The organism is Cumulibacter soli (assembly GCF_004382795.1).
In the GTDB taxonomy this organism is placed as follows: Bacteria; Actinomycetota; Actinomycetes; order Mycobacteriales; family Antricoccaceae; genus Cumulibacter; species Cumulibacter soli.
Map to the genome: position 1 here is coordinate 1 of NZ_SMSG01000006.1, position 13,586 is coordinate 13,586.

A 13,586-nucleotide genomic window follows, 5' to 3' on the forward strand; every position below is an offset into this window, starting at 1 on the left:
TAACCCACGACTATTTGTGAGTGGGGCCCCGGCCTGCAACCCTCAGGAGCCCTGAGCGGTCACTCCATACCGTCTAGGTCGAGGTCAACCTCGCCCTGACGCACACCGCGCTGCAGGGCTACCCCTGAAACCCGTCGCGGGTCACGCGGATGCCGGCAGCTTCGCGGTCCCAGGTCTGCTCGGTGACCCCTTCGGTACGAAGCATGTGCTTCTGAATCTTCTGGGTCGGCGTACGCGGCAAGGAATCGGCGAGTTGGATGTATCGCGGCACCATGAAGTACGGCATCCGTTCGGCAAGGAACTTCGTCAGTTCGACGAGGTCGATCTGCTCGCCCTCGCGCGCGATGATGACCGCCTTGATCTCGTCTTCGGCGAACTCGGACGGCGCAGCGACGACAGCGCTCTCCAACACTTGCGGGTGCGCGTTGATCGCCTTCTCTACCTCGAAACTCGAGATGTTCTCGCCGCGACGGCGCAGTGCATCCTTCATCCGATCCACGAAGTAGTAATGCCCGTCCTCGTCCTGCCGGAACGCATCTCCGGTATGTACCCAGCCATCGACGATGGTCTCGGCCGTCTTCTGCGGCAGGCCGTGGTAGCCGCGCATCATCATCCGCGGGTCCGCCGAACGCACCCACAACTCCCCCACCTCGTTGGTGGCGACCGCTGAGCCGTCGGGTCGGGCGATTCGCAGTTCGTACCCGGGGCGCGCGGTACCAGCGCCGCCCGGCTTGATCTCGCTCCAATTCGCCCGCATCACCGCACCGATCTCGCTCATCCCGTACGCCGTCCCGATCTCAATTCCGAATCGCTCGGCGAAGGTATACACGTCGGAGGCCAACGGGCTCATCCCAGCCACGCGAAGCGGGTTGTCCGCGTCATCATCACGGCGCGGTTGCTGCTGCAGGATCTCTGCCATAGCGCCCAACAACGACGTGCTGGTGATGCCGTACTCACGTACCTGGGGCCAGAAACCGGACGCCGAAAAGCCCGGTTCGATATAGCAGGCGCACTGATGGATGATCGCGCCATAGCAGCCAGCCCACTGGCCGGCGAGATGGAACATCGGCAGGGTCACCAGGACCCGGTCCTCGGGTGTCAGCGTGTCCGCAGAGTCTTCACGCGAGGAATAGGTGTACGCGTGCACATGCGTTACCTCGACACCTTTCGAGGGCCCGGTAGTACCCGAGGTGTACATGTATGCCATCAGGCTCGCGGGATCGTTCGGCTGGAAGTTAACCGCATCGGAGGCGAGCACGTCCTGCAGCGAGACGACGTTCAGACGCGAACGCAGCCCATCGGCCGCGCGCACATCGCCACGCACCACGAGCGTCCGCAGGTGCTGCAGATCGTCGGCCACGAGTTCATAGCGCTCGACGTACCTGTCCTCCGCGATCGCGATCTTCGCCCCGGAATCGTTGAGCACGTGGCTCAGAAAGTCGCCTCGATGCGCCGTGTTGACCGGCACCTGGATCGCCCCACCGAGGCCTAATCCGATCCAGGCATGCTGCATGTCGGCCGAGTTGTCCAACTGCAGCGCGATCGGTTCTGCCGAGCCTGCGCCAAGGTTGCGCATCCCGCCGTAGAGTCTGGCGGCTTCGTCGTAGGACTGGCGAAAGGTCCATTCTCGTCCGGCGAACACGGTCGAGACCGCATCGGGGCGATCGGCCAACGCCCGCTCGAATGCGAAACTCAACGTCCGGTGGTCGTAGTTCGGCATAGCACTCAAGAGCGACTCCTTGGTTCGGATCCGGACGGGCGAAACACACACAAGTGTGGAGCAGCGCGCCGCTTTCCATACGTGGTTGATATCTAGCCTATCGGGTTGCGGGTTGACTGGAGTGTAAAGTGACGTGTTCGACGGCAAAACTATTCGCGATCATCGAACGCGGAGGTGGTTACGGGCCGTCCATTCGAACCCCTGGAGGTCCTTAATGTTCCGTCGATCGCTGGCGCGTGCCGCCGCGTTGTCGACCAGCCTGTTGCTGCTGGCAGCCTGCGGCAACACCCCTGACCGGGCTGACGGCACTTCGGCCGCGGACGGTCTCGAGTCATCCATCGACCTGGACGACTCATTCGATCCGGCAGCGCATTTCACCTACGGCGGTACTGCTTTCGGGGTCAGTTGGGACCCGGTCGAGAGCGTCGACGGCAACGACCTCACGTTCTACGCACCCGTGTACGACCGGCTTCTGCGCCAGGCCGCCAATGGCGAGATCCAACCGATGCTCGCCGAGAAGTTCACGCCGTCAGAGGACAACACTTCGCTGACGCTGACGCTACGAAGCGACCTGACCTTCGCCGATGGCACGGCGTTCGACGCTGACGCGGTCAAATTCAATCTCGATCGAGCCCGCGGTACAGACAGCAAGGTCAACGGCGAGCTCTACCAGGTCACTGGGGTGGAGGTCGTCGATGACCTCACCGTTCGCATCGACGTGGACGGCGGACTCGGCTCGCTCGCGGTCGTCCTAGCCTCGCGCCCGGGAATCATGGTTTCGCCCACCGCTGCGAAATCCGGAACGCTCACCGAGAAGCCGGTAGGGATCGGGCCCTACACCGCAACCCAGATCTTGCCCGGTGACCGGGTCGAGTTCGAGAAGTCGGCTGACTACTGGGATCCAGATGCGCAACGCGTGGCGAGCATGACTTACCGGCTCATGCTCGATGACCAAACGCGGTACAACGCCCTTATGGCCGGAGAGGTGGACGCCGCCGACCTCAGCGCCGACCAACTCAACACCGCCATCGGTTCGGACATCACCGTCCTGTCCGAACCCAGTGCTCAGTTCGCCTATTTTGCCGTCAACGGTGGCCAGGAACCCTTCGATGACCCCGAAGTTCGCAAAGCCCTGAACATGTCGCTGGACCGTGAGGCGATCGCCGAAGGTCTATACGAAGGCGCGTGCACTCCGCAAATTCAGCCGTTCCCCGAATCAAGCCCGGGTTACAGCAAGAAGATCGGCGACGGACTCGACATCTACGGCTACGACCCCGAGGCCGCGAAGCAGATTCTCACCGACCACGACGCCGACGGGCTGGAGATCACGTCCGTGAATGCCAACTCGACCAGCCTGCAGCAGCTGTCCGAGGTCGTACAGAGCCAACTGGCCAAGGTCGGGATCACGGTGCACGTGAAGTCGCTACCGTCCCTACAGGTCGTCCAGGAGTACGCGATCGACAAGACCGCTGAGGCGATTACCACGCAGTTCACCGGCATCAACGATCCCGATGCATTGCTCGGCCGATATCTAGCCCCGGACGCCCTGATCAATCCCGGTGGTCAGGATTACGGCGTCATGCTCGATTACGCGGCCAAAGCCTCGGCGACCCTGGACCCCGCCGAGCGCGCCACCGAGTACGAGAAGTTCATGGACGAGTGGGTGGCGAACCCGCCGCACATCATCCCGATCTGCGTTCAACACCACTCCGCTGGATTCGCCCCCAACGTCTCAGGGGTAAGCCAATCCTCCAACGGGCTCACCGATCTGCGTGGGGTTGCACTCACCGCCGAATAGCGACGTGGCCCGCCGCCAACTCAGCGCGTCTTGGCGGCGGGCGCGAGCAGCCGACCGAGCGGGATCGCCCGCAGATCAACGAGGGCGTGTACCAGGATCGGCGCCAGCAATGAGCCGGTGAGCAGATACAGAACCCCAAGAATGAACCCGACTAGCAATGTGGTGCTCACCCCCACAGCCCCCTGGTAGGCATGTGCCAAACCGAATACCACCGCGGCGATCAGCACGCATATCCACAGCGGGGCGGCGGGCAGAACAGCGGCGAGAAACGCGATCAAGAAGCCGCGGTAGATCAGTTCTTCGCAGATTCCGGCCGACACTGACACGATCGAAAACAGGCGTCGTTCCACCGGCGATCGCGGCAACATGGCGAGCACTGACTGGCCGGCAGGCAACTGAGTCACGCCATCGGTGCGCACGACGAAACGCACCGTCAACGCGAGCATGACGGCCGCGGCGCCCACTGCGAGCACCGTGACCGAGATGGCCACTGGCCCCTCGGGCAGTCGGAGGCCGATGGTCGCCAGATCGACATCCGTTGCGATAACCACGACCGCCACGCAAAAGGCAGCCAGGACCCACTCGAGCAGCAGGAGTCGCCGGTACAGCCAGCGACGCGCGTCGGAGAATCGTCGAGCGGCGGCCTCGAACCGACGATGCAGCACGAAACCGACGTACGGCTCGGCCATGACCAGATACGCCACGATAATCGCCGCGGCAATCGCGGCATCGCCAAAGTCGGCCAACGCCGTCGGCAACTGGATACGTTCGATCATTTACTCCCCGCGCAACCGGTCCAACGCGTGCTGCAGGTCGTTCGGGTACGGACTCTCGAACGTCACCCACCGTCCGTCGGCGGGGTGCGCGAAGGATAACTGACGCGCATGCAGCCACTGCCGCGACAACTCGAGTCGCGTGGACAACGTGGGATCCGCCCCGTACATCGCATCTCCGACACAGGGGTGACGCAGCGCGGAAAAGTGCACCCGGATCTGGTGAGTACGTCCGGTCTCCAGGTGAATGTGCACCAGGCTCGCCGCCGGAAAAGCCTCAATCACTTCATAGTGCGTAATGGAATCCCGACCACCAGCAAGTACCGCGAACTTCCAGTCGTGCCGAGGATGGCGTCCGATCGGTGCATCGATCGTGCCCTTCGTCGGATCGGGGTGCCCTTGCACGATCGCGTGATACACCTTCTCAACGGTTCGTTCCCGGAAGGCCTGTTTCAGCACGGTGTACGCCCGCTCGGACTTCGCCACCACCATGAGCCCGGTCGTCCCAGCATCCAGGCGATGCACGATGCCGCGACGCTCTTCGGCGCCGCTGGTCGATACCCGATGCCCCATCGCCAGCACTCCGCCGATGACCGTGGGACCTTCCCAACCGGGGCTCGGGTGCGCGGCCACCCCGACCGGCTTGTCGATGACGACGATGTCGTCATCGGAGTAGATCGCACTCATCCCGGCGACTGGCCGCTCGTCGAGGCGATGTTCAACTGCGGCGTCCGGCATGGTGACGTCCAGCAGCCCACCAGCGGTCAACCGGTCAGACTTTCCGACGACCGCACCGTCAAGGAGGACGTCACCGCTGGCGCACAACTCGGCTGCCACGGTGCGCGAAACGCCCAATAGGCGCGCCAACGCTGCATCGACCCGCATACCGTCCAAGCCGTCCGGTACCGGCAAGAAACGCGAGCTCATGCGCGCTCCTGCCCGTCCGGGTGCGTCGAGTGGCCCTCCGCACGCGAATCATCCGGCTCAATTTGCGTTGCTTCGCTCTCCGGCGACTCACTTGCCGACGACGTCTTCTCGTTCGAGGAAGCGGAATTCTCGTCCTTCGTACGCGTCCCGTCGAGTTCGCGACCAGTTAGTGCCAGCAGAGCAGCAAAAATCCCGCCACCGACGATGCAGATATCTGCGACATTGAAGATCGCAAAGAATCCGCCGTACGGATCGAACACGCTGAAGAAGTCAACCACGGCACCGCGAAACGGTCCCGGGTGCCGGAACAATCGATCGACCAGGTTGCCGCACGCGCCGCCGAGTACCAGACCGAGGGCCAACGCCCATGGTGTCGACAGCACTTTGCGGGAGATGACCAGAATTCCGACCACCACCGTCATCATCACGATGGTGATGATGACGGTGAAATCTGTGCCGAGCGAAAACGCCGCTCCGGTGTTGCGCGCCAGCGTCAGATAGAGGGCGCCTCCGAACAGTTTCAGCGGCTCGCGACCGGTCAATGCATCGACCGCCCAGAGCTTCGTACCGAGATCGATCAGGAAAGCGACAAGCGCGACGGAGCCCAATAGCACCGTACGACGGCGCACGCGGGTGGACGGGTTAGCGGTATCGGGTGAAGGCACGCGATGATTATCGCAGGCCGGGCCTAGCGGCGCTCCTCGCGCGACTTGCATTCCACGCACAGCGTCGCCTGCGGGAAGGCCTTGAGTCGCGCCTTGGGGATCATCTTCCCGCAGCTCTCGCAGACGCCGTAGCTGCCCTCCTCCACCCGGCGCAACGCTCGTTCCATCTGCGCTATCAGGTCGAGGCGATTGTTCGCCAGGGACATCTCATGTTCGCGCTCGAACGTCTTCGCGCCGGCGTCAGCCACGTCGTCGCCCGCGGAATCCTGACCGGCCTTCTTCAGGTCATCCAGCGCGGCCATCGAAGAGTCGTACTCCGCACGCACCCGCGCGAGTTCGGTCGTGATCAGCGCGGTGAACTCGGCGCGGTCATCAGCGCTCAGCCGCGAACGCACCGGCTTGGGCGCTGCTTTCGCGGATGCGGCCTTCGTAGGAGTCGCCTTCTTAGCCGAAGAGGTCTTCTTCGCGACCGCCGCTTTCTTTGCCGGCGTCGCCTTCTTGGCGGCCTTACGAGCTGGCTTGGTGACGTCGCCAGATGACTGTGCTGTTCGGATCCGTGCTGCCACATTGACCCCCGCTCAGGTACGCGAACATCCCGCGTACCAGCCGCGGGATGCCCTTTACTGTGTCGCAGGATACGCACGTGAGAAGAATTGTCAATGACCAACTATCGGCGTCAACGCTGTCCGCCTGGACGATCTTCTTCTCCGTCGTCATCGAACCACCGCGCGAGGCGACCGGTGCGGGCTAACGCCCGGACCCGCCTTTCTGTGGCTTCTCGCTGTTCGCTGGCCACCACCACCAACAACTGGTCGCCGCCATGAATCCGAGTCTGCTGATCCGGTACGAAGCGGACCTCGCCGCGCACCACAAGACTCACCGCGCTCGCCGGCGGTAGTCGCAGGTCAGCGATATATAGGCCGCCCAGGCGCGAGTCATCGGGCACGGACACGGTCATCAGGTCGGCGGCCATCTCGTCCAGCACGGCAACCTCGACCTCGACGTCCTGCGTGTGGGACTGCCCCGTCAGCCGTAGCCGACGAGCGATGAACGGCAGTGTGGTGCCCTGCAGCAGGGTGAACACGACCACCAGGATGAAGACAATGTGCAGGATCTCCCACCCACCGCTGAGACCGTTGGAGATGGGGATAGTGGCGAGCACGATCGGCACCGCCCCGCGCAACCCCGCCCAGGAGAAGAAGACTTGCTCGGCCAGCGGGACCTTACGGCCAATCGAGGCAGCGGCAACAGAGAGCGGCCGAGCGACGAACAGCAACACCGCGCCGATCAGCAACGCGGGCAGTATGGCCTGCGGGATCTGCGCCGGGAACACCAGCAGACCGAGCATGACGAACAGGCAGATCTGCGCCAGCCACGCCAACGCTTCGGCGAAGCCGATCACCGCGCGCTGATACGGCAGATTCGAATTACCCAGCACGACACCCGCGACATATACCGCGAGGAAGCCGCTGGTTCCGGCTACGGTGGCGAGTTCGTACGACAGCAGCAATACGGCCAATGCCATCAACGCATAAAGACCGGATGACGGCAGCGATCCGTGCCGCATCAGGGCAACCCCACCAAATCCGACCGCCAAGCCGATCAGCAGGCCGCCAACCAGTTCGTAGGCAATCAGCAGCACGATCTGCCACCAGGAGTGGATCTCATCAATCGGTACGGACAGAAACGTCACCAGCAGGATGACCGGCGCATCGTTGAGCCCCGACTCCAACTCCAACGCGGCAGTGATCCGGGACGGCAATCCCAGCCCACGCAGCACCGAGAAGACGGCTGCCGCGTCAGTCGACGAGATGATCGCACCGGTGACGACGGCGACCTGCCAGCTTGTCCCCAGCACCAGCATCATGAAACCAGCCATGATCAATACGCTGACGGCAACAGCGATCGTGGACAGCGCGATACCCAAGCCGGTGAACGGCTTGACGTCGCGCCAGCGCGTGGTCAGGCCACCCTCGGCGAGAATCACCACCAAAGCCAGCGTGCCGAGGTCCTTGGCAAGATCGACTTCATGCCAGTTTGTGGCGACCCCGAGCAGCACACCAAACGCGAGGTAAAGCAGGAGGGACGGAAGGCCGATTCGGGTGGTCGCACGGACCGCAACGATCCCGACGAGTACGACAACGGTGGCTATGAGTAGCGTCACCGTGAGTCCCATTTGCGAATTATCTGGTATCGATTACCGGTACCGCCAAGCGGGTCGCGCGTTGGAGTATTCTGTGTCCCGAAGTGCGACAGCGTTGACGGGACCAGTACGGGTGCCCCGGCCGATGAGCGACCAGGGTTGGTGCGAGCCTGGCGACCGGACACCCCGAACCATCACCCCCGAGCTGCCGGAAGAACGCCATCACGGCGCGTAGAACCGGCCACTTCGACTTCGAGTGGGCCTGCGCTGCAGGCCAACGAGGGTGGTACCGCGGCCACTGTCGCCAACCGGCGAAGGTCGTCCCTCTCATCACGTAACTCTGATCGACGAGGACCGCCACCGATGGCCAAAGCCACGCCACTCCCGCATAAGGTCGACCTACCCGCGCTCGACCACGAAGTCCTGCAGTTCTGGCAGCAGCAGAACGTCTTCGAACGAAGCATCGAACGCACTGCCGACGGTGAGCCATGGGTGTTCTACGAGGGCCCACCGACTGCTAACGGCCAGCCCGGGGTGCACCACGTCGAGGCGCGCGTGTTCAAGGACCTTTACCCCCGCTACCGGACGATGAAGGGCTACTCCGTACCGCGGCGCGCAGGATGGGACTGTCACGGACTGCCCGTCGAAATCGCAGTGGAGAAGGAACTGGGCTTCTCCGGTAAACCCGATATCGAGAAATACGGCATCGAGGCGTTCAACGCCAAGTGCCGCGAATCGGTGCAGCGGCACGTCGGCGCCTTCACCGAGCTGACGAACCGGATGGGTTACTGGATCAACCTGGACGACGCGTACTGGACGATGAACGCCTCGTACGTCGAATCGGTGTGGTGGTCGCTGAAGCAGATCTTCGACGGTGGCCTGCTGGTGAAGGACCACCGGATCACGCCATACTGCCCACGCTGCGGCACCGGCCTGTCCGATCACGAAGTCTCGCAAGGGTACGAAACGATCACCGACCCCTCGGTGACCGTCCGGTTTGCGCTGATCGACGGCCCGAGTGAAATCGAGGACGCCGATCTACTGGTGTGGACGACGACGCCGTGGACGTTGGTGTCGAACACAGCGGTCGCCGTACATCCCGATGTCGAGTACGTCGTGGCCCGCGGCGCAGATTTCGCCGCGGAGGACCGCTCGGTGATCGTGGCTAAGCCTTTGCTGGAATCCGTGCTTGGCGCGGACGCCGAAGTGCTGTCCTCACTGCCGGGGCGAGACCTCGAACGTGCGCGGTACCAGCGACCGTTCGACCTGCTCGAGTGGCCTGAGGGCGCCGACGGCCATTACGTCGTACTGGCCGATTACGTCACCACCGAGGACGGCACCGGTTTGGTGCACCAGGCGCCCGCATTCGGCGCCGACGATATGGCCGTATGCAAGAGTTACGGACTTCCAGTGATCAACCCGGTGCGCGCCGACGGTACGTTCACGCCCGAGTTGCCGCTGATCGGCGGCGAGTTCTTCAAAACAGCCGACAAACCGTTGGTGCGTGACCTGCGCGAGCGAGGTCTGCTGTTTGCTTTCAAGCAGTACGAGCACTCCTACCCGCACTGCTGGCGCTGCCACACGCCCTTGATGTACTACGCGTTGCCGTCCTGGTACATCCGCACCACGCAGAAGAAGAACGAACTGCTTCGCGAGAACGAACGCACCACCTGGCATCCGCAGACGGTCAAGCACGGTCGGTACGGCGACTGGCTGAACAACAACATCGACTGGGCGCTCTCGCGCGATCGCTATTGGGGCACTCCCCTGCCAATCTGGGTCAACGACACGGATCCGACCAAACTGGTGTGTATCGGATCGCGTGCCGAACTTTCGCAGCGCACCGGCCGCGACCTGTCCGAACTCGACCCGCACCGCCCCTTCATCGACGACATCACGTTCACCGTCGACGGCGAGGAAGGCACCTACCGCCGGGTGCCGCAGGTCATCGATGCCTGGTACGACTCCGGTTCGATGCCGTTCGCCCAGTTGGGCTACCCGCACGTGGCGGGCTCCGAGCAAGAGTTTGCACGCACCTACCCCGCCGATTACATCTGCGAGGCGATCGACCAGACCCGCGGCTGGTTCTACTCGTTGATGGCCGTCGGTACGACGGTCTTCGACCAGTCCTCGTACAAGAACGTCGTCTGCCTGGGACACATTGTCGATCAGGACGGCAAGAAGATGAGCAAGCACCTCGGCAACATCATGCTGCCGGTGCCGCTGATGGACCAGCATGGCGCCGATGGGCTGCGTTGGCTGATGCTGTGCGTCGGTAACCCGTGGGCGACCCGCCGTGTGGGCGATGAGTTGATCGGCGAGGTCGTACGCAAGGTACTGCTGACCTATTGGAATACCGCTTCGTTCCTGACGCTGTACGCCGATGCGAACAACGTTGATCTCGCCGAGGTGCAGCAGGTCGCTCCCGCGGTTACCGAACGTCCCTCGCTGGATCGCTGGCTGCTCTCCGAGCTCAACGACACCATCAAGGTCGTCGACGAAGCCCTACAGGAGTTCGATTCGACCCGCGCCGGGCGTCGAATCACTCAGTTCATCGACGATATGTCGAATTGGTACGTGCGCCGTTCGCGCCGGCGTTTCTGGGACGGCGATCCCAGCGCCCTAGCCACGCTGACCGAGGCGGTCAGCAAGTTGACCGCGATCATGGCCCCGTTCGTACCGTTCATCACCGAGAAGGTGTGGGGCACGATCGTGCGTGCTGCCGATCAGGATGCGCCCGAGTCGGTGCACCTGGCCGAATGGCCCGCGCACGACGAATCGTTGATCGATGCGGAATTGTCGGGTGACATCGCGCAGGTCCGCCGGCTCGTGGACCTCGGACGCTCGGCGCGTACGGCGTCGAAGGTGCGTACGCGGCAGCCGCTGGGTCGCGCCTTGATCGGCGCGAGCGGTTTCGCGCGGCTCTCGGACGAGTTGCGCACGGAGGTCGCCGACGAACTCAACGTGCTGTCTGTGCAACCGTTGGGTGAGGCGTCCGGGGAACTCGTGCACGTCAGCGCGAAGGCAAGTTTCCGCGATCTCGCCAAGCGGCTGGGCGGCAAAGTGCAGGATGCCGCCAAGCAGATCGCGGCCGCTGACGCTGCGCAACTGGCTGCCGACCTACGCGCCGGTACCGCGTCGATCGAGATCGACGGCGCACCGTTCGCCCTGGACGTCGCCGACGTGATCATCACCGAAACCCCGCAGGAGGGTTGGGCGGTGCACACCGAGGCCGGCGAAAGCGTGGCGCTGGACCTAGAGATCACCGACGAACTGCGTGCCGCAGGCGTGGCTCGGGAGGCGATCCGACTGATTCAGGACGCGCGTAAGAACGCTGGCCTGGACGTGTCGGACCGCATCGCCCTGGCGTGGGCGTCCTCGGACGCGGACGTTGCGGCGGCAGTGGCTGCGCACTCTGATCGCATTGCCGACGAGGTTCTGGCGACCGACGTGTCCGAGGGTGCGCTCGAGCGCCCCGAGGACGGCGCTGATGACTCGCTCCGAGTGTGGGTGACGAAGGCTCAGTAGCCGCGCCCTGTGCGTCTCCGTTGGTCGTCGTCTCCGTTGCGCTCGTACCGCGCTCCGGGGCGACAGCCCGTACGAGGCGGCGACAGGTCGGCCCCATTCGGTCAGCGACTGAGGAGCGGTCAGGAAACGCGAACACCCGCCACATAATGTGGCGGGCGTTCAGCGTCGTGTTAGTCGTTTGATCCGACGAAGCCGGATACCTTAGTGCCGCCGCCTTCGGCGTCACCGTCCGGAGCGAGCTGCGGCATGGAATCGATCTCTTTGAGCTGATTCGACAGGTAGCCGTGCATCCGCGTGCGGTACGACGATTCGAACTCGCGTAGGCCTTCGATACGGCGCTCCAACGCGCTCTTGCGCTCATCCAGCGCACGCAAGATGTCGGCCTGCTTGCGTTCGGCGGCGGCGGTGAGCTCCTGGGCACGCTCCTGCGCGGCCTTCTCGGTCGCGGCGGCCTTGGTCTGCGAGTCGCTCAGCAGTGCTGCAGCGTTGGTGCGAACCTCGGTGAGGTGGCGCTCCGCTTCGGACTTCGCCTTGGTCACAGTCTCATCGTGCTGGCGCTGGGCCTCTTCGCGAAGAGTCTTGGCCTTCTCCTCGGCGTCCGCCAGGTCCTTGCCGGCCTTCTCCTTCGCCTCGCTGACGTGGCGGTCTGCGGTCTCCGTGGCGAGGGCGAGTATCCGGGAGGCATGCAGGTGCTCATCGATCGCGGATGGCTGCGCGGCCGGCTCAGCCTGTGCCGCGGCGGCCTCTGGCGCAGCGACGGGAGCCTGCCGCTCGACGACCGGCTCGGGCTGCGGTTCGGCGGGGGCGGTCTGCGCCTCGGATTCCGCCGCGTTGTCGGCCAATACCGAGTAGTGACCGCTGGCGCTCGAAGGCGCCTCGCTGGCGGTCGGCCGTCCACCCAGCTGACCTTCGAGGTCGGCTACCTGCGAGCGGAGGTCGGCATTCTCCTCGATGAGCCTGGCGAGCTCGGCCTCGACGAGGTCGAGAAACGCGTCGACCTCTTCGTCGTCGTATCCGCGCTTGCCAATCGGTGGCTTCTTGAACGCCACATTGTGGACGTCGGCGGGAGTCAGCGGCATTGTTTGTCCTTTTTCCTTCACTCAGTGCGGATCTGCAGGCAGAGCACGCCAGCCGGGACCGGCGCAACCCCACGTGGGCCTGCTCAGGGGGTGAACCTCAGGACCAGACTGAGGACTAATACTAGAACCATAAACCCTAAGTCGACCCTTGCACCCCCGATTGCGATAGGAGGGATTAATCTCCGCACCAACTTCACGGGCGGGTCGGTCACGGTGTAGACGCCATCAATCGCGATCGCGGCGGGCCCGGAGGGCACCCAGCGGCGTGCATAGATCCGCACCCATTCGATCACCATGCGCACCCAGAGCAGCACGACGAGAATGAAAAGCAGCAGGTGCAGCGCATCCAGGAAAACGTTCACCTGTCTATTGTGCGCGTGCTAGCCGCGAGCCGGGTAGCGGCCGTCCGCGATACGAGCCTTTTCCTCGGCCGTGACCTTGACTTTCTGCGGCGACAGCAGGAAGACCTTCGCGGTGATTCGCTCGAATGAACCGCGCAATGCGAACGTGAGACCGGCCGCGAAGTCGACGATGCGCTTCGCGTCGGCGTCGTCCATCTCGGTGAGGTTCATGATCACCGGGTTACCGTCGCGGAACTGCTCACCCAATGTGCGAGCCTCGGTGTAGGTGCGCGGATGCAGCGTCGTAATCCGCTGCGGGGCCGCAGGCGCCGGGACCTCGCGCGCTGCGAGACGCGGTTCGGGCACGGCGCGCTCCGGAACGCTCACCGGCGCGCTGTAACGGGGCTCTGGCGGGAGGTCGTCGATGTCGGCGTCGTCGTAATCGAAGCGATCGTCCTCGCTGATCGCATCTGCGTGAGCGTCGGACTCCCGGCGGTCGTAGGCGCGGGCACGAGGGGACGAATCACGTACGTCGGCCTCGTGCGCATCATCCTCGACGAGGCCGAGGTAGACGCCCATCTTCCGCATGGCTCCGGTCATCTGGCCACCTTC

11 protein-coding genes are annotated in these 13,586 nt (G+C 63.9%); 2 read left to right on the forward strand and 9 right to left on the reverse strand.

Annotated features, from left to right (window positions below; all coding sequences use genetic code 11):
* Positions 1 to 118 precede the first annotated feature (118 nt).
* Positions 119 to 1,720, reverse strand: coding sequence for an AMP-binding protein (locus tag E1H16_RS13215; RefSeq protein WP_134324769.1), 1,602 nt, complete (start codon positions 1,718 to 1,720; stop codon positions 119 to 121).
* 214 nt (positions 1,721 to 1,934) lie between these two features.
* Between E1H16_RS13215 and E1H16_RS13220 the strand changes: the two genes are divergently transcribed.
* Entirely contained in the window at positions 1,935 to 3,518 is a 1,584-nt protein-coding gene (locus E1H16_RS13220; protein WP_134324370.1) for an ABC transporter substrate-binding protein, read from the forward strand.
* Positions 3,519 to 3,538: 20 nt separating this feature from the next.
* Here the strand turns inward: E1H16_RS13220 and E1H16_RS13225 are convergent, their stop codons facing one another.
* From E1H16_RS13225 to E1H16_RS13245, 5 genes are all read right to left on the reverse strand, one after another.
* Positions 3,539 to 4,294: a CPBP family intramembrane glutamic endopeptidase gene (locus E1H16_RS13225; RefSeq protein WP_134324371.1), complete on the reverse strand. Its 756-nt coding sequence runs from the start codon at positions 4,292 to 4,294 to the stop codon at positions 3,539 to 3,541.
* Positions 4,295 to 5,218 (reverse strand): RluA family pseudouridine synthase, encoded by a 924-nt coding sequence (locus tag E1H16_RS13230; protein ID WP_134324372.1) that lies wholly within the window; start codon positions 5,216 to 5,218, stop codon positions 4,295 to 4,297.
* Entirely contained in the window at positions 5,215 to 5,883 is a 669-nt protein-coding gene (gene lspA / locus E1H16_RS13235; RefSeq protein WP_243837854.1) for a signal peptidase II, read from the reverse strand. The genes E1H16_RS13230 and lspA overlap by 4 nt, the downstream gene beginning before the upstream one ends.
* Before the next feature lie 23 nt (positions 5,884 to 5,906).
* Complete coding sequence (locus tag E1H16_RS13240) at positions 5,907 to 6,449, reverse strand: TraR/DksA family transcriptional regulator (RefSeq protein WP_208379056.1); 543 nt, start codon at positions 6,447 to 6,449, stop codon at positions 5,907 to 5,909.
* Between the two features lie 110 nt (positions 6,450 to 6,559).
* Complete coding sequence (locus E1H16_RS13245) at positions 6,560 to 8,059, reverse strand: potassium/proton antiporter (protein WP_134324373.1); 1,500 nt, start codon at positions 8,057 to 8,059, stop codon at positions 6,560 to 6,562.
* Between the two features lie 330 nt (positions 8,060 to 8,389).
* Between E1H16_RS13245 and ileS the strand changes: the two genes are divergently transcribed.
* Positions 8,390 to 11,554, forward strand: coding sequence for an isoleucine--tRNA ligase (gene ileS, locus E1H16_RS13250; protein ID WP_134324374.1), 3,165 nt, complete (start codon positions 8,390 to 8,392; stop codon positions 11,552 to 11,554).
* Positions 11,555 to 11,724: 170 nt separating this feature from the next.
* Here the strand turns inward: ileS and E1H16_RS18920 are convergent, their stop codons facing one another.
* The 3 genes from E1H16_RS18920 to E1H16_RS18925 all read right to left on the reverse strand — a co-directional run bounded on the left by E1H16_RS18920 (position 11,725) and on the right by E1H16_RS18925 (position 13,574).
* Entirely contained in the window at positions 11,725 to 12,633 is a 909-nt protein-coding gene (locus E1H16_RS18920) for a DivIVA domain-containing protein (RefSeq protein WP_134324375.1), read from the reverse strand.
* Between the two features lie 83 nt (positions 12,634 to 12,716).
* A complete protein-coding gene (locus tag E1H16_RS13260) occupies positions 12,717 to 12,995 on the reverse strand; it encodes a YggT family protein (RefSeq protein ID WP_134324376.1) in 279 nt (92 codons plus the stop codon).
* Positions 12,996 to 13,013: 18 nt separating this feature from the next.
* Positions 13,014 to 13,574, reverse strand: a complete 561-nt coding sequence (locus E1H16_RS18925) for a cell division protein SepF (RefSeq protein ID WP_134324377.1) — start codon at positions 13,572 to 13,574, stop codon at positions 13,014 to 13,016.
* Positions 13,575 to 13,586 lie beyond the last annotated feature (12 nt).

Bases quoted from the DNA above. Each gene is read 5' to 3' on its own strand.
- E1H16_RS13225 (WP_134324371.1), bottom strand. From the start codon at position 4,294: ATGATCGAACGTATCCAGTTGCCGACGGCGTTGGCCGACTTTGGCGAT.
- ileS (WP_134324374.1), top strand. From the start codon at position 8,390: ATGGCCAAAGCCACGCCACTCCCGCATAAGGTCGACCTACCCGCGCTC.
- E1H16_RS13220 (WP_134324370.1), top strand. From the start codon at position 1,935: ATGTTCCGTCGATCGCTGGCGCGTGCCGCCGCGTTGTCGACCAGCCTG.
- E1H16_RS13230 (WP_134324372.1), bottom strand. From the start codon at position 5,218: ATGAGCTCGCGTTTCTTGCCGGTACCGGACGGCTTGGACGGTATGCGG.
- E1H16_RS18920 (WP_134324375.1), bottom strand. From the start codon at position 12,633: ATGCCGCTGACTCCCGCCGACGTCCACAATGTGGCGTTCAAGAAGCCA.
- E1H16_RS13215 (WP_134324769.1), bottom strand. From the start codon at position 1,720: ATGCCGAACTACGACCACCGGACGTTGAGTTTCGCATTCGAGCGGGCG.
- E1H16_RS13245 (WP_134324373.1), bottom strand. From the start codon at position 8,059: ATGGGACTCACGGTGACGCTACTCATAGCCACCGTTGTCGTACTCGTC.
- E1H16_RS18925 (WP_134324377.1), bottom strand. From the start codon at position 13,574: ATGACCGGAGCCATGCGGAAGATGGGCGTCTACCTCGGCCTCGTCGAG.